The sequence below is a fragment of the Halopolyspora algeriensis genome (genome assembly GCF_003337235.1).
Lineage (GTDB): Bacteria > Actinomycetota > Actinomycetes > Mycobacteriales > Pseudonocardiaceae > Haloactinomyces > Haloactinomyces algeriensis.
The window spans coordinates 1-13,972 of sequence record NZ_QPJC01000006.1 but is presented as its reverse complement, the minus strand read 5'-3'; the positions used below and the strand labels follow the sequence as shown (position 1 = coordinate 13,972).

Annotated in this window: 16 protein-coding genes; 6 read left to right on the top strand and 10 right to left on the bottom strand. The window is 66.3% G+C overall.

What is annotated here, in order from left to right; translation table 11 throughout:
• Window positions 1-3 precede the first annotated feature (3 nt).
• The 3 genes from DFQ14_RS10920 (at window position 4) to DFQ14_RS10910 (ending at window position 1,829) form a co-directional block, all read left to right on the top strand.
• A complete protein-coding gene (locus DFQ14_RS10920) occupies window positions 4-1,038 on the top strand; it encodes an ADP-ribosylglycohydrolase family protein (protein WP_114453141.1) in 1,035 nt (344 codons plus the stop codon).
• A gap of 186 nt (window positions 1,039-1,224) precedes the next feature.
• A complete protein-coding gene (locus DFQ14_RS10915) occupies window positions 1,225-1,425 on the top strand; it encodes a type II toxin-antitoxin system VapB family antitoxin (RefSeq protein ID WP_114453140.1) in 201 nt (66 codons plus the stop codon).
• On the top strand, window positions 1,425-1,829 hold the full coding sequence (locus DFQ14_RS10910) for a PIN domain nuclease (protein WP_114453139.1): 405 nt from the start codon (window positions 1,425-1,427) through the stop codon (window positions 1,827-1,829). Before DFQ14_RS10915 ends, DFQ14_RS10910 begins: the two co-directional genes overlap by 1 nt.
• Before the next feature lie 109 nt (window positions 1,830-1,938).
• Here DFQ14_RS10910 and thpD read toward each other — a convergent pair whose 3' ends face one another.
• The 5 genes from thpD to DFQ14_RS10885 all read right to left on the bottom strand — a co-directional run bounded on the left by thpD (window position 1,939) and on the right by DFQ14_RS10885 (window position 7,301).
• Entirely contained in the window at window positions 1,939-2,838 is a 900-nt protein-coding gene (gene thpD, locus DFQ14_RS10905; protein WP_114453292.1) for an ectoine hydroxylase, read from the bottom strand.
• Between the two features lie 206 nt (window positions 2,839-3,044).
• Entirely contained in the window at window positions 3,045-3,455 is a 411-nt protein-coding gene (locus DFQ14_RS10900) for an ectoine synthase (RefSeq protein ID WP_114453138.1), read from the bottom strand.
• A 342-nt stretch (window positions 3,456-3,797) separates the two neighbouring features.
• The gene (ectB, locus tag DFQ14_RS10895; protein WP_114453137.1) at window positions 3,798-5,045 is read right to left on the bottom strand and encodes a diaminobutyrate--2-oxoglutarate transaminase; all 1,248 of its coding nucleotides are present in this window, start codon (window positions 5,043-5,045) and stop codon (window positions 3,798-3,800) included.
• A gap of 113 nt (window positions 5,046-5,158) precedes the next feature.
• Window positions 5,159-5,716, bottom strand: coding sequence for a diaminobutyrate acetyltransferase (gene ectA / locus DFQ14_RS10890; RefSeq protein ID WP_114453136.1), 558 nt, complete (start codon window positions 5,714-5,716; stop codon window positions 5,159-5,161).
• 412 nt (window positions 5,717-6,128) lie between these two features.
• Window positions 6,129-7,301, bottom strand: coding sequence for a DUF2267 domain-containing protein (locus DFQ14_RS10885; RefSeq protein WP_114453135.1), 1,173 nt, complete (start codon window positions 7,299-7,301; stop codon window positions 6,129-6,131).
• 167 nt (window positions 7,302-7,468) lie between these two features.
• Here DFQ14_RS10885 and DFQ14_RS10880 point away from each other — a divergent pair, with 167 nt between their 5' ends.
• Window positions 7,469-7,885: a CBS domain-containing protein gene (locus tag DFQ14_RS10880; RefSeq protein WP_114453134.1), complete on the top strand. Its 417-nt coding sequence runs from the start codon at window positions 7,469-7,471 to the stop codon at window positions 7,883-7,885.
• A gap of 80 nt (window positions 7,886-7,965) precedes the next feature.
• On the opposite strand, the gene DFQ14_RS10875 is transcribed toward DFQ14_RS10880, so the two are convergent.
• Window positions 7,966-9,075 (bottom strand): DUF418 domain-containing protein, encoded by a 1,110-nt coding sequence (locus DFQ14_RS10875; RefSeq protein WP_246195858.1) that lies wholly within the window; start codon window positions 9,073-9,075, stop codon window positions 7,966-7,968.
• 493 nt (window positions 9,076-9,568) lie between these two features.
• On the opposite strand from DFQ14_RS10875, the gene DFQ14_RS10870 reads away from it, so the two are divergent.
• Both DFQ14_RS10870 and DFQ14_RS10865 read left to right on the top strand, forming a co-directional pair.
• Window positions 9,569-10,486 carry an NAD-dependent epimerase/dehydratase family protein gene (locus DFQ14_RS10870; RefSeq protein ID WP_114453132.1) on the top strand — a complete coding sequence of 306 codons (918 nt, stop codon included), beginning with the start codon at window positions 9,569-9,571 and terminating at the stop codon, window positions 10,484-10,486.
• Window positions 10,483-11,406: an RNA polymerase sigma-70 factor gene (locus tag DFQ14_RS10865; RefSeq protein ID WP_114453131.1), complete on the top strand. Its 924-nt coding sequence runs from the start codon at window positions 10,483-10,485 to the stop codon at window positions 11,404-11,406. The genes DFQ14_RS10870 and DFQ14_RS10865 overlap by 4 nt, the downstream gene beginning before the upstream one ends.
• A 23-nt stretch (window positions 11,407-11,429) precedes the next feature.
• Here the strand turns inward: DFQ14_RS10865 and DFQ14_RS10860 are convergent, their stop codons facing one another.
• The 4 genes from DFQ14_RS10860 to DFQ14_RS22120 all read right to left on the bottom strand — a co-directional run.
• Window positions 11,430-12,074: an AtpZ/AtpI family protein gene (locus DFQ14_RS10860; RefSeq protein ID WP_246195857.1), complete on the bottom strand. Its 645-nt coding sequence runs from the start codon at window positions 12,072-12,074 to the stop codon at window positions 11,430-11,432.
• A 12-nt stretch (window positions 12,075-12,086) separates the two neighbouring features.
• Window positions 12,087-13,214, bottom strand: a complete 1,128-nt coding sequence (locus DFQ14_RS10855) for a hypothetical protein (RefSeq protein ID WP_114453130.1) — start codon at window positions 13,212-13,214, stop codon at window positions 12,087-12,089.
• 15 nt (window positions 13,215-13,229) lie between these two features.
• Window positions 13,230-13,541, bottom strand: a complete 312-nt coding sequence (locus tag DFQ14_RS10850) for a hypothetical protein (RefSeq protein WP_114453129.1) — start codon at window positions 13,539-13,541, stop codon at window positions 13,230-13,232.
• A 3-nt stretch (window positions 13,542-13,544) separates the two neighbouring features.
• Window positions 13,545-13,972: SAV_915 family protein (locus DFQ14_RS22120; protein ID WP_218956401.1), on the bottom strand; the 428-nt coding region annotated here is incomplete at its 5' end.

Genomic DNA, 13,972 nt, shown 5'->3' with positions numbered 1-13,972 from the left:
CTCGTGTCCACGACGTCCACAGTGGTTGATCGCGCTGTGGGCTGCCTGCTCGGCGGCGCCCTCGGCGACGCACTCGGCTCACCCGTCGAATTCCGGCAGGATGCCGACATCCGCGCCGAGTACGGCGATGCCGGGATCACCGAACCGCCACCCCGAGCACTGCTCGGGGACTCGACACAGATGACGCTGTTCACCGGCGAGGGTTATCTCAACGCATGGGCCACCGGCAACAGTGGAGGCCCGTGGCGCCCCGTGGAAGCCACCGCCGCCGCCTATCGCCGGTGGCTGACCACGCAGCAGGAGGACAAGCCCCGCCTCGGCGCGACGGGCCTGCTCGCCGAGGCGGAGCTGTACGCCAATCGCTCGCCCGGCCTCACGAGCCTGCGCGCTCTCCAGGAGGAACAGCTCGGCACGCCGGAACGGCCACGCAACAGCTCCAAGGGATGCGGCGGCGTCGACCGCAGCGCACCGGTGGGGTTCGCACCGACCGCGGAGATGAGCTACACCCTGGGCTGCCAGTTCGGGGCACTCACCCATGGCGGCACGGGCGGATGGGCCTCGGCGGGGGCGATGGCATTGCTGGTGCACTTGCTCGCGGTCAAAGGCAGGAGGCTTCCCGAAGCGGTCGACCAGGCCGCGGGCAGAGTGTTGCGGGAGGACGCCGAAACCGCGGAGGCACTCGCGGAAGCCTCCACACTGGCACGTCTCGGCGCCGGTGTCGGCCATATCGAACGCCTCGGACAGGGATGGATCGGCCCCGAGGCCGTGGCCATCGGGGCGTACTGCGCACTGGCCCTGCCCAAGCCCGCCCAGTTCGCCGATGCACTGCGGCTGGCCGCCAACCATTCCGGCCACAGCGACTCGACCGCCGCGCTCACCGGATCGCTGCTCGGTGCGCGGCACGGCACCGCCGTACTGCCCCGGCCCTGGCTGAACCGGCTGGAACTGGCCGACGTGATCGAACGGGTCGGACACGACCTCGGTGCCTCCTGCACGGGCGAGAAGTTCAGCGAACGCCGCTACCTCGCGCTGGCCTGAAACGGCCTGCCCTGAAGCGGTCTGCCCTGAAGCAGCGGCCGCCGAAGAATCTCGGAGCGCGAAGACAGGTGGGTGTGGCTATCCTCCATACGATTGATGCCGCTGCCGCTTCAGAGCAATGCTGTTGGCATTGGAGAATGATGCGCTACTATCTTTGTATTGATGCTATCTAGTGGAGGCATGAGCATGCGAACCACAATCAGAGTTGATGACGACCTGTTGCGGCAAGCTGCCGACGAACTCGGAACGGACAGTTCCGCCGAAACCGTCCGGGCCGCACTGGAACAGGTTGTGACAACTCGCCGACGCCGCGACGCGATGGCCGGCTTGGACCTCATCAGCGACAGCCTGGCGGAGCCCGACGCGCTGGACGGTGCCTGGCGTTGATGTTCCTGCTGGACAAATCGGCATTCGAGCAGCGGCGCACGAACGAGCAGGTGGCCGCACGCATCAACCGTCATCTCAGCGTCGGAGAACTGGCCACGTGCGAAATCATCGCGCTGGAGATCCTGTACTCGGCGCGGTCCGCCGCCGACCACACCGCCATGCGCGCCACTCTCGACGGCCTGGAATGGTTACCGGTGACCAACGCGGTCATGCAACGGGCACTCGAGGTGCAGGCGCTCCTGGCTCAACGCGGTCAGCACCGCCGTCCGGTTCCCGACCTCGTCATCGCGGCGACCGCCGAAGAGCACGGTGCGGCCGTGCTGCACTATGACGAGGATTTCGACCTGATCGCCGAAGCGACCGGTCAACCCACCGAGTGGATCACCGCTCCGAGGGGAACCTGAGCAGCCGGACGACCGCAAACAACCGGCCGGTCAGCCTAATCCGCGCAGTCATTCCACCGAAAAGACCCGGGCGGCCCGCCGAAGCGGCGGACCACCCGGAAGGGTCGGCTCACCGGCGCACGGGAGTGAAATCGCGGGAGGCGATGAATTCCGGGCGCGGTTTTTCGGCCGCATACGGCTCGACCAGCGTGTTGTGCACGCTGTTGAACACCACGAAGATGTTCGAGCGCGGGAACGGAGTGATGTTGTTTCCCGAACCGTGCAGGCAATTCGAATCGAACCACAGTGCCGACCCTGCCGGGCCGGTGAACTGCTCGATGCCGCTCGCGTAGGCGAACTTGGTGATGTCGTCGTGGCCCGGCACGCCGACTTCCTGCTCCTGCAACGAGGACTTGTAGTTGTCCTGCGGAGTTTCACCGATACACGAGATGAACGTCCGATGCGAACCCGGAACGACCATCAATCCGCCGTTGAACGAGTAATTGTCGGTCAGTGCGATCGAGATGCTCACCGCGCGCGGCGCGGGCATCCCGTCCTCCGCGTGCCAGGTCTCGAAGTCGGAGTGCCAATAGAAACCGTTGCCCTTGAATCCGGGCATGTAGTTGATCCGGCTCTGGTGCACGTAGACATCCGAGCCGAGAATCTGCCGGGCGCGATCGAGAACACGCGGATCCCGGATCAGTTCACCGATGGGCTCACTGATCTTGTGCACATCGAAGATCGAGCGAACCTCATCGGAACTCTTCTCCACCACGGTACGTTCGTCGGCACGCACGTCCGGGTCCCGGGTCAGGCGTTCCAGTTCGCCCCAGTACGTCTGCACCTCGGCCGGGGTCAGCAGCCCCTCCATGAGGTGAAAACCCTTGTCCTCGTGGGTTGCGAGCTCCTCGCGGCTCGCCGGGCCGGAGTCCACCCCCGGCCACACGGTGGGGTCCGCACGCTCGATCAGTACGGATTCGGTGCCTCGCGTCGGGTAGGGATCCCGCGTGCTCGCATCGGCGATGGTCATCGTGCGTGCCTCCTTCTCGAATTCCCGCCGGAGCGACCGATGCGTATTGCGCACCGTCGCCATTTCTCGGTTCCTCGTTGGGAGTGATCCCCCAGCAGGGGGAAGACCAGCCGCGTCCCGCCACGGCGGATAACCGGCCGGGTCGTGAATCCGACCCTACTACCGATTACCCGCCGCTGGGGATTGCACACGGGCACGCAAGCGATTCAGCCGGCAGACACCGTGTCGTCGTCCTCCACGACCAACGGGTACACGCCGTTCTCGTCGTGTACCTCACGGCCGGTCACCGGTGGATTGAACACGCACACCGTGCGCATGTCGGTCTTCGGCCGAACCTGGTGCTTGTCGTGATTGTTCAGCAAGTACAGCGAACCGGGTTTGAGTTCGTGCGTCTCGCCGGTGGCCTTGTCGAGGATCTCGCCCTCACCCTCGAAGACGAACACGGCTTCGATGTGGTTGGCGTACCAGAAGTCGTTCACGGTCCCGGCATACAGCGTGGTTTCGTGGACCGAGAAACCGGCCTTCTCCTTGGCCAGGATGATGCGCTTGCTGCGCCACCCTTCGGTCTTGATGTCGGCGTCGGTGTCCTCGACATCGGCAAGCGTACGAACGAGCAATTCTTCCCCTTCGATACAGAAGTTCCGGTCACCCGGATTATCGGACTCGGTGCACCCGCACGGTCGGCCCGCCTCCTGCGAGGCGGGCGATCCATGCAGGCCCCGAGCGGACTGAGAGCCCGTCTTGGAGCTTGGTCAGGTGGTTGCTGAACCGCCGTCTCAGGCGGCGCCTTGCGGCGTTGCAGGCCACATCGAGTAGCCACCTACGCCACGTGGCCAGCTGCCTTGCTGATGCCCGCCTGCGGGCATTCCGATCGAATACGCCGGAGCGGGTCACCCTGCTCAGGCTGATCACCCGAGCGAAAGAACCAAATCAAAGACAGGCACTGAGAGAGCCGGGAGTCAGGCCATGGCAGCTTCCACCGAGTCGGTGAGGATCTGCAGTCCCTGCTCGAGTTCGTCATCGGTCAGCGTCAGTGGCGGCATGATCTTGACGACCTCGCTCTCCGGCCCGGACGTCTCCAGGATCATCCCCCTGTCGAACGCGGCCTTGGAGACCTTGCCCGCCAGTTCCGGAGCCTCGAAGCCCAGCCCACGGGCCAGCCCGCGGCCCTTGGCCATCGTGCCGTCGTACTTGCTGGTGATGGTCTCCAGCACCTGGCCGACACGATGTCCCTTGGCGAGGGTCGACTTCTCGAGCGTGTCGTCGCTCCAGTACTGACGCAGCGCCTCGGCACCGGTGACGAAGGCGGGGTTGTTGCCCCGGAAGGTGCCGTTGTGCTCGCCGGGCTCCCACACGTCGTGCTCGGATTTGATCAGCGTGATCGCCAGCGGGCTGCCGTAGGCGCCGATCGACTTGGACAGGCAGACGATGTCCGGGACGATGCCTGCCTCTTCGAAACTGAAGAACGGACCGGTCCGGCCGCAGCCCATCTGCACGTCGTCGACGATGAGCAGGAGATCATGCCGCCTGCACAGATCGGCCAGGTTGCGCAGCCACTCCGCACGGGAGTTGTTGATCCCACCCTCGCCCTGCAGGGTCTCGACGATCACGGCGGCGGGCTCGTTCAGTCCACTGCCGCTGTCTTCCAGCAGCCGCTCGAAGTACAGGAAGTCGTCGACCTGGCCGTCGAAGTAGTTGTCATAGGGCATCGGCGTGGCGTGCACGAGCGGGATGCCCGCGCCGCCGCGCTTCATCGAGTTCCCCGTGACCGACAGCGACCCCAGTGTCATGCCGTGGAAGGCATTGGTGAAGCTGATGATCGACTCCCGACCGGTGATCTTGCGCGCCAGCTTCAGCGCGGACTCCACCGAATTCGTACCGGTCGGCCCGGGGAACTGGATCTTGTAGTCCAGCCCGCGCGGCTTGAGCAGTTTCTCGTCGACGGTCTCGAGGAACTCGCGCTTGGCCACCGTGGCCTGATCCAGCCCGTGGTGCACGCCGTCCCGCTCGATGTATTCGAGAAGCTTTCGTTTCAGTATCGGATTGTTGTGACCATAATTCAGCGCCCCTGCCCCGGCGAAGAAGTCGAGGTAGGGCTTGCCGTCCTCGTCGTACAACCAGCTGCCGAGGGCCCGGTCGAAAGTGGCAGGCCAGGTCCGACTGTAACTGCGGGCCTCGGATTCCAGGGTGGCGAAAATGTCGTTCACGATCCTCCGTTCGGCCTGGCGACCGTTGTCGTGATGTCGCAGTCGCCGGCTATGTACGTCTCTCCCACGTAGAAGACTTTCGCGGCGTTCACCTGCAGGCACGCCGCCACCTGTCAGACCGGCGCAGCCACCTCGGCAAACGGGCCGATGCGATACAGATCCTCGCCTTCGTGTGCGTCCGGGAACAGATCCGGAGTGAACAACTCGCTGACCACAAGCTCCGCATCGCGTCTGCGCGCCAGTGCGGAGAAGAGTTTGATCGAGGCGGCGTTATCCGCCGTGATCGTCGTTTCCAGATAGCGGACACCACGCGGAAGCACTCGATCCACCAACCGGTTCAGAAGTGCCCCCGCCACGCCACCACCGCGCTGAGAAGCATCGACGGCGACCTGCCATACCACGATCGTGTCCGGCGCGTCCGGCCTGATGAAGCCGGTCACGAAACCCACGACCGCATCGTCCGCCCGCGCCACCACGGAGGTTTGCGCGAAGTCGCGGCACCACAACAAATAGACATAGGACGAGTTCACATCGAGCACTCCCGAATCACGAGTGATTCGATACAGCGCCGGACCGTCCGCGACGACCGGAGTGTCGATCTCCACCCGCCCGGCTGACCCGCTATCGCCATCCCGCTTGCCGCCGTTATGGCTCGGTTTTTCGCCGGTCATGCTGCCCCAAACTAACAGAACATCGGGCCCTCGTCAGGCCAACACCGCCGCAATGGCCCCGCCACCAGGCACGACAGGGTGGGCAGCGTGACGAGCACAACAGAAATTTTGCCTGTCCCACCCGGGTCTGCTACGGAAATTCTTTTGGTTCAGCCGGAACATACTGATCAAGAATTCGCTGACCAGCGAGCACGGACCGGCAGCAGCCACCACGAACAAGGCCACGCTCCAGCCCAGCGGCCACGGCGACGTCAACAGCTCGAACACAGGACCATCCACTCGTGTGGGCCCGGGAAGGGGGCACCCACCTCCGGAACTTCTGTATCACGGCCAGGCGCGGACGCGTCGAGGCACTTCTCCGGTACTCCCGGTGGCGGTTTGCGCAGCGAACCGCTGCCCTCCGCTGCCTGTGCTATCCCGAGCTCGCTGCCTGATCCCGGCCCTGTTCCTGTTCCTCCCGCTCGCGGAGCCGGTCGCGGCGCTCCCGTTCCCGTTTGCTGTAGGTCGCCTGGCGCACGGCTTCCTCGGTTTCCAGGCTGGACCCCAGCGCACCGGCGACGATCCCCATCGAACTGGCCAGCCACACCAGGTTCGCGTAGTCGTGTATCCCGACCGAGTGCCCGAGCCGGAAGTGCAGGTAGTCGGCGGAGATCACGGCGACGGCCGCCAGAAAGGTGACCAGGAACAGCAAGAGGTACATGCCCGCCACACCGAAGAAGAGGGTGAGTACGGTCGCGGCATTGTAAAGCACGGCCTTGTCCCGCCCTTCCGCCTTGCGCGGGCGCTCCCACAGGCCGTTGTAGCCGATCAGCCAGGTGACCATGATCCCGATCGCGAAGGCACTGATCACGGTCAGTCGTACCGAGGAGAGAGCGTCGGCCATCCGCCAGATGCTGGAGTAGAAAATGCCGAACGCGGCCGTGGCCGCGGCCGCGGCGAACGCCCTGGACAGGCTGGGCACGAGGCGCCACGGCCGGTTGTCGCGCACCATCCCGAACAGCAGTCGCAGCCGGCCCCGAGCCCCGGTCAGTGCCAGGTACAGGTCGACGCCTCGCTCTCCGGGCGCGGGAACCTGCCGCACCGAGGAGACCCGTTCGGTCGGCCTGCGCCGGATGTGGTGGTGACTGTCGCGCTGCGCGTGGTGGATATCCAGTTGCAGGGTCTCACCGGCCAGGATGCCGATGAGATGTACGAGCGTCTCTCGCACGTGCGCCTTCCTGCGCACCCACCCGATGGCCGGTAGCGAGGCCAGCGCCGCCCCGTGCACGGAGCTGACATCGGCGATGATCGGCCGGATACCGTTGCGCCGGGGCAGATCGGTCAGGCAGATCATGAGATCCCAGCCCTCGTCCGGCATCTTCCTGCGCGCCATCTCCACGATCGGTATCCGGCCGTGGGCATCGAGGACCATGCCTTCAGTGGTGGCACGCAGTTCCCACTCGACCCGGTTGTCGACCCGCCGGGACAGCACCCCGGGCAGTTCCTCGGACAGCCGCTGCGCGATTTCCGCGGGCAGGCCGGGATCGGCCACCAGCCCCACCACCACGGTGCGCTCCCGGGTGGCTTCGGCGCGATTGTCGGACATCGAGATACTCCTCTCTCGCACTCTCGGAAACGAGCGTCCGTGGGACGCAACGCGTCCGATGGCCCTCGTCACACCGCGCCTACTCCCCGATGGATCTCCGACCCGCCTGCGTGTTCTCGCCGACGGCGGGTATCCGCAGATTGGATCCCACAGGAGGAGAAACAGCGATGACCACCGTACGTGAATTGATGTCGCAGAACCCGGTATGCATCCAGGCCGAGGACACTCTGGTCACGGTTGCGGCGAAGATGCGCGATGCGGGGGTGGGCTCCCTGCCGATGTGCGATGCACAGCAGCGGCCCGTCGGTATCCTCACCGACCGCGACATCGTGGTCGGCAGTGTCGCCGAGGGCAGCGATCCCGAACGGACACGGGCAGCGGACATCATCAAACAGAATCCCGTATGTGTGGGTGCCGGTGTCCCCGTGGACGAAGCGCTGACCCTGATGTCCCGGAATCAGATACGCAGAATGCCGGTGATCGACATGGATCAGCGCCTGATCGGAATGATTGCCCAAGCCGACATCGCCCGGGAGCAGTCCGAGAATCAGACCGGCAGTGTCGTCACCGCGATTTCCCGCTGAATCGGCATCGACCGACCGCGGTGTCCTGGTGATGCCCCCGTGAATGCCCGGTGGGTGGCACCGGCGCGGTGGGCACGGCGTCATGTCCGGGGGGCCGTAGCTCCGTAGGTGAAGCGGCGCAACAAGACCTCGGCAGGTCCACGACGACGACGCCGCCGCATGACCTCGGCCGCGACGACGGTCAGCACCCAGGTCAGCACTGCCAGCACCGCCGTTGCGGCGATCCCGATGTCGTTCCCGAGTCCGCCGCCGTAGGCTGCGAGCACCGCGACGAAGACAACGGACTGGCTGAGGTAGCACGTCATCGACCGCTGACCACAGGCCGTCAGCGCCGTGCTCACCGGACCCTGCCGCCGTTGCCGGAGGCGGATCGCGACAAGCCCCACGATCGCGGTGTAACCGACGCCGCCCGCATAGCCGGCCACGGAGTGCAGCAGACCGGCAATCGTACTGACCACGAATCCCGGTTCCGGCCACACCGCGGAAGCCATCAGCGCCATCGGCAGTCCCCCTGCCACGGCCGATCCGATTCCCACGGCCGCGGCATACCGAAGTCTCCACCGATACCGCTCGGGCTCGTCGAGCAGACGCCTGCGCGCCGCCCACACACCGAAAAGCAGGGCGGGTACCAGGCTGAACAGCACCTGCTGGAAGGTCAGCGTCACCCACTCCTCCAGCCGGAGAACAGCGGCGGCCAGCGGATTCGATGTCGATATCGACGACACCGAAGGCTGTGACGTCTCCGGCACGGTCAGGCCTTGGAGCGCGCCGAACACGGCCACCGGGACCATCCACAATCCGGCCGCCAACAGCAGCATCCTGTCACGGGCCCGGAGGAAGACCCCGGCCAAACCGACGGCGAGTATCCCGTAGGAGCCGATGATGTCCCCGGAGAACAGCAGCAGCGCGTGCGCGAACCCGAACAGGACGAGCCACCATCCCCGGCGCCGGATCAGTTTCCGAACGGTGTTCGGCTCGATTCCCGCACCTTCCTGCCTGCGAGCGAGCTGGACGATGCCGTACCCGAACAATGCCGCGAACATGGGATAGGCACGACCGTCCACGAAAACCATTTGCAGCAGCGTGACAATCCGGTCGGGCACCGCCTCGGCCACCGGGTAGCCCCGGACACCGATTTCGTCTCCGACGAGGTAGACATGTGCGTTTCCGAGCGCGATGAGCAGCAGCATGCAACCACGTGCGAGGTCGGGTGCCAACGCGCGGGCATCAACGGTAGTGGCACCGATCGAACGAGCCGAAGCTTCAGCGGATATACCGGTCGGTTCACTCATTTTTGTTCCCGTCGCCGACGGTTCCCCCACGCTCGTCCAGTGGCTGCGCCGAATCGTCCGCGCCGCCTTGCGAACCGGGTCGCGGGCCATCTCCGCAATCCGGTCCTACTCCTTCCGAGGGACCACCAGCACAGCACACACCGGCCCGGGACTCATCCGGACTACTCCGATCCGGGAACACTGAATCGGGATCCGTCGACGCCGAGTAACGCAGCAGCGGCCATGTCCTTTTCCGGCCTCACCCGATCCGGCGACAAGGGTCTCGTCTTCGGCAGAAGTGTGCCGAGTGGCCGGTCACGGACCCGTGCAGTACGGACCTTCGCATGTCACGGGCTGCCGGGCTGTCTCGTCCCAGTGGTGAGAGCAAGTACCGGATGAGGAGCGTGACGTCATGCGAGTGTTCGTGGCAGGCGGGACCGGGGTCATCGGGCGGCGTCTGGTGCCGCAATTGGTGGCCCGTGGGCACCAGGTGACCGCGACGACGACGAGCGCGGGCAAGTTGGGGCTGCTGGAGCAGCTCGGGGCCGAGGGCATCGTGATGGACGGTCTGGATGCGGTACTGGTGGGTGAAGCGGTGGCCGCGGCCCGGCCGGACGCGATCGTGAATCAGATGACGGCTCTTTCCGTCGCGCACGCGGGCAAACCCAACCTGAGGAAGCCCGACCGCTTCTTCGCCATCACCAACCGGCTCCGCAGCGAGGGGACCGACCATCTGCTGGCCGCTGCCGAGGCGACCGGTGTCTCCCACGTCGTCGCGCAGAGCGCCGCCATCTTCAATGGCATCCGCGAGGGCGGGTGGGTCAAGACCGAGGAGGATCCGCTGGAAGCCGTGGCGGCGGGGACGAAGGCGATCAACCACCTCGAGGACGTGGTCGTCGGGGCCGGCGGCGCGGTCCTGCGCTACGGCGGGCTCTACGGGGCAGGCGCCAACGACGATCAGGTCAAGTTCGTGCGCAAAGGGATGTTCCCGCTCGTCGGGGGCGGAACCGGCCATTTCTCGTGGGTGCACGTCGACGACGCGGCGAGCGCCACCGTCCTGGCGGTGGAGCAGAAGGCGAAAGGCGTGTTCAACATCGTCGATGACGAGCCGGCACCGGTCAGCGAGTGGCTTCCCCATCTCGCGGAGTGCGCCGGGGCCAAACCACCGCGGCGGGTCCCAACGTGGCTGGCCCGGCTGCTGGCCGGTGAGATGATGGTGGGCATGATGACCGAGGGGCGTGGCTTCTCCAACGCCAAGGCCAAGCGGGGGCTCGGCTGGGAACCGCATCACCCCTCGTGGCGACAGGGCTTCGAGAAAGAACTCGCATGACCCGGGACGAGGAGTTCGAGGAACTGCGGCCGCTCCTGTTCGCCATCGCCTACCGGGTCCTCGGCAGCGTGGCTGAAGCGGAGGACGCGGTCCAGGAGACCTGGCTGCGCTACGAGTCCTCCCCGGCACAACCCACGTCGACCAAAGCGTTTCTCTCGGCCGTGGTCACGCGGATTTCGATCGACGTGCTGCGATCGGCACGCGTTCGGCGGGAAGCCTACGTCGGACCGTGGCTGCCCGAACCGATACTCACCGACCCCTATGAGGATCCGGCGCGGTCGGCCGAGTTGGCCGACTCGCTGTCGATGGCGGCGCTGTTGCTGCTCGAGCGGCTCAGCCCGCTCGAACGGGCGGTGTTCGTGTTGCGGGACGTGTTCGGGTTCGACTTTCCCGAGGTCGCCTCGGCCGTCGGGAGATCCGAGGCGGCCTGCCGCCAGCTCGCGGCCCGGGCGCGGCGCCACATGGATGACGGGCGCCCTCGGTTCGAGGCGGACCGCCGGGAACGCGAAGAACTGGCGGCGCGCTTCTTCGACGCGGTCCGCGATGGCGACGTCGACGGATTGAGGGAGCTGCTTGCTGCAGACGTCCGGATGGTCGGGGATGGCGGAGGCAAGGCGCCTGCGTTCACCAAGGGCGTGATCGGCGCCGACAACGTGGCACGCGTGCTCACGTCGATCTTCCCGGTGCTCGCCAAGATCGACGCGAGAGTGGAGCCACGCGAGGTGAACGGCCGGCCTGGCGCGATCCTTCGCGATCGGGACGGCAAGGTGGTCAGCACGTTGGCGATCGACGTGCTCGGCGGGCGGATCCAGACGATCCGCTCGGTGAGCAGTCCCGACAAGCTCGGGCACTTGGGTCCGGTGGCGGACGCGTGGGCAGTTGCACGCGAGGTGAATCGGGCTCGCCGCCCCCACGCCTGAGCACGGTTGCCGACAACGGGCCCCTACTCCAACGGGTCGGGCACCTTCAGCCGCGAGTGCACTCCGGTGTTGGTGTTCGCGTCATTGACGAGGACCGAGTGCAGCAGGCCGTTGTAGACGAGGTCCCACATGTCGCGGTCCTCCTGCAGCTCGTCCACTTTCACCTGCACCTTGCGCCCTCCGCTGTCCTTGAGGTCCAGGTGCATCGACATCCCGCGGTGGCGGATCTTGATGTCGGTGAGCTCGTACAGCAGCACCCAGGTGCGGCCGACCTTCAACCAGTCGGCCCCCACCGCAGGATCGACCTGGCGGAAGATGCCGTACATGCCCAACCCCGCCACGGCGAGGAAGAGCCACATCCACGGAATACTCAGCCAGCTGTAATCGAGCCCCTGGCGGAAACCGATCAGAATCCCGATCACCACGGAGGCAGCGACGCCCATGCCGATCGCGTAGCGCTGGCTGTGCCGGTACCACTCCAGCACCGGACCCTGCCCCTCGGGCGGCGTGGGTTTGCGCCGCTGGCTGCGATCGCGTTCCGGATCCTGATCCTTCGGCGGCTTGTCCCCCTTGAAGAACCCCGGCGCCCGCGGCGGCCGCGGCTCACCCGTCCACCGATCCGGCCGCGGCGGCAGCTGCTCCGGCACCACAGCACTGTCCTCGGACATCCCTCGTCCCCTCTACTCGCCCGTCAGGACGTTCTCCGCTGTGGTCGCGAGGAAGTCTCCGGCCATACTGCCCACAGCTCCCCCGATCACGGTGCCAACACCCGGGAAGATCGCCGAACCGATCGCGGCACCGGCCGCGCCCCCGACCGCTGCTCCACTGAGGCTGGCGCCGGCATCCATCGCGGCCTCTCCCGCCGAATCGGTTCCGGTCGCGTAGTCGGTCACTTCCGAGCCCACCGTCGCAATCGTCCCGACATACGGCACGCCGCGAAGCACGGAACTGGCACCGTCGGCGAGTTTGGAACCGCCCTTCACGTACTTGCTCGCGTCCGCGGCGACGAAATTGCTGACACCTCGCCCGACCTTGTTGGCCAGCCGCCCGGTCCTGTCACCGTGCACGTTCGCGACCTTGCCCTTGGCCCGGGTCTGCATCGCGGCGACCTTGGTCTTGGCGGCGTCACTGCTGTGATCGGCTGCCTTGGCCAGCCTGCCCATTTCCTTCGCGTTGCGTTCGAAGGCGTCGGCCTTTTCGAAGAGCGCAGCCGCGGAATCACTGGAGGTCTTGACCGCGGTCAGGCCGCCGGTCACCGCTCGCATCACGTGGGTCTTGACCGTGTTGAAGGTTTCGTTCGGGTCCTTCAACTGGCCTTCGAGCGTGCGGTGCGCTTCCTCCTGCTTTCTCCGCGCGTCCGCGACCGTTTCGCCGGCTTCCTCGAAGGCCTTCTGCTGCTGCTCCTCCACCCCGCTCGGGCCGTTGGGCCGGCCGGCAGATCCGGTCGGGCTCGGTTTCGGCGGCAGGATCTTCGTGCCGTTGAGCACCAAACCGGCGCCACGGGCGGTGTCGCGTGCGTCGGCCATGCGCCGGTTCACGGTGTCGATCTCGTCGGCGAAGATCTCCAAGGCCGACTTGACCTTCTTGATCGCGCCTTCCAAGTCGTCCGCGTTCGTGCCGTGTCTGCCGAGCTCGCCGCGTGCCGCGTCCGCCGCAGTCCCCCGCCAGAAACTCTCGGAGGCGCTGCGCTGCTGGCTCACGGTGTCGGCCACGTCGGTGATCCCGCCGGCGAGCTTGCCCAGCCAATCAGCCGTGCGCCGACACGTGCCGGGCTTGTCCAGGACTTCGGTGTCGAGTTCCCCAGCCAATGCTCCGCTCCCCGCTCAGTCCGGCCGACCGGCGTACTCGTCGTAGTACTCTTTCCGCAGCTGCTCGGCGTTGCGGTTGTCCACCTCGCCGTAGCTCCCGTCGCTGGCATCGATCTTGCCGGCGACTTCGTCGATGGTGGCGATCAACCCGGCAGCAGTCTGCGAGAGCTCCCCCAGCGTGTGGCTCACCTTCTCGGCGGAGGTGCTCACCTCGGGCATGTCGGGGGCAGTCTTCGCGGCACTGTCCAGTTCGTCGGTGCTGCTTCGCAACGCAGACGCCATCCGGCGCAGCTGCTCGTGTCCGACATGAACTTCATCGCCGGACATGCCTCACTCCTCTCCGCCGTGCCGCAGGCGCTGCGGCAACGGTGTGTCCAGACAGATCGTGTGTGCTCCGCACTGACGTCGGACGTCGCCGAGCAACCCCGCCGGCACCGGCGCCGCCGCCTGATGCGGCCCGCACCCCTGACGCAACGCCGCCTCCGAGGTGTAGGCCATGATGGCCAACACGTTCCCGGGCATCGGCTGCAGTTCGAGGTCGACGTTCTCGGGCCGACCGTGGAACGGGCGCGAGGCGAGGTGGAGCGTGGGCCAGTCGGGCGACTGCGCTTCGTTCCAGTCCGCCTCGTCGTCGACCCATCCGCCGGCAGTTCCGCGCAGCTCAGATGGTTGATTCCGTGAAGGTCGCGTGAAGGGGCCGGGCACGGGGATAGGTGGAGGGTGTTCATGATCGATGTGTGACGAAAGACCTGAACACC

Bases quoted from the DNA above. Each gene is read 5' to 3' on its own strand.
- DFQ14_RS10915 (WP_114453140.1), top strand. From the start codon at position 1,225: ATGCGAACCACAATCAGAGTTGATGACGACCTGTTGCGGCAAGCTGCC.
- DFQ14_RS10870 (WP_114453132.1), top strand. From the start codon at position 9,569: ATGCGAGTGTTCGTGGCAGGCGGGACCGGGGTCATCGGGCGGCGTCTG.
- thpD (WP_114453292.1), bottom strand. From the start codon at position 2,838: ATGACCATCGCCGATGCGAGCACGCGGGATCCCTACCCGACGCGAGGC.
- DFQ14_RS10910 (WP_114453139.1), top strand. From the start codon at position 1,425: ATGTTCCTGCTGGACAAATCGGCATTCGAGCAGCGGCGCACGAACGAG.
- DFQ14_RS10860 (WP_246195857.1), bottom strand. From the start codon at position 12,074: ATGTCCGAGGACAGTGCTGTGGTGCCGGAGCAGCTGCCGCCGCGGCCG.
- DFQ14_RS10875 (WP_246195858.1), bottom strand. From the start codon at position 9,075: ATGCTGCTGCTCATCGCGCTCGGAAACGCACATGTCTACCTCGTCGGA.
- DFQ14_RS10850 (WP_114453129.1), bottom strand. From the start codon at position 13,541: ATGTCCGGCGATGAAGTTCATGTCGGACACGAGCAGCTGCGCCGGATG.
- DFQ14_RS10880 (WP_114453134.1), top strand. From the start codon at position 7,469: ATGACCACCGTACGTGAATTGATGTCGCAGAACCCGGTATGCATCCAG.
- DFQ14_RS10865 (WP_114453131.1), top strand. From the start codon at position 10,483: ATGACCCGGGACGAGGAGTTCGAGGAACTGCGGCCGCTCCTGTTCGCC.
- ectA (WP_114453136.1), bottom strand. From the start codon at position 5,716: ATGACCGGCGAAAAACCGAGCCATAACGGCGGCAAGCGGGATGGCGAT.
- DFQ14_RS10885 (WP_114453135.1), bottom strand. From the start codon at position 7,301: ATGTCCGACAATCGCGCCGAAGCCACCCGGGAGCGCACCGTGGTGGTG.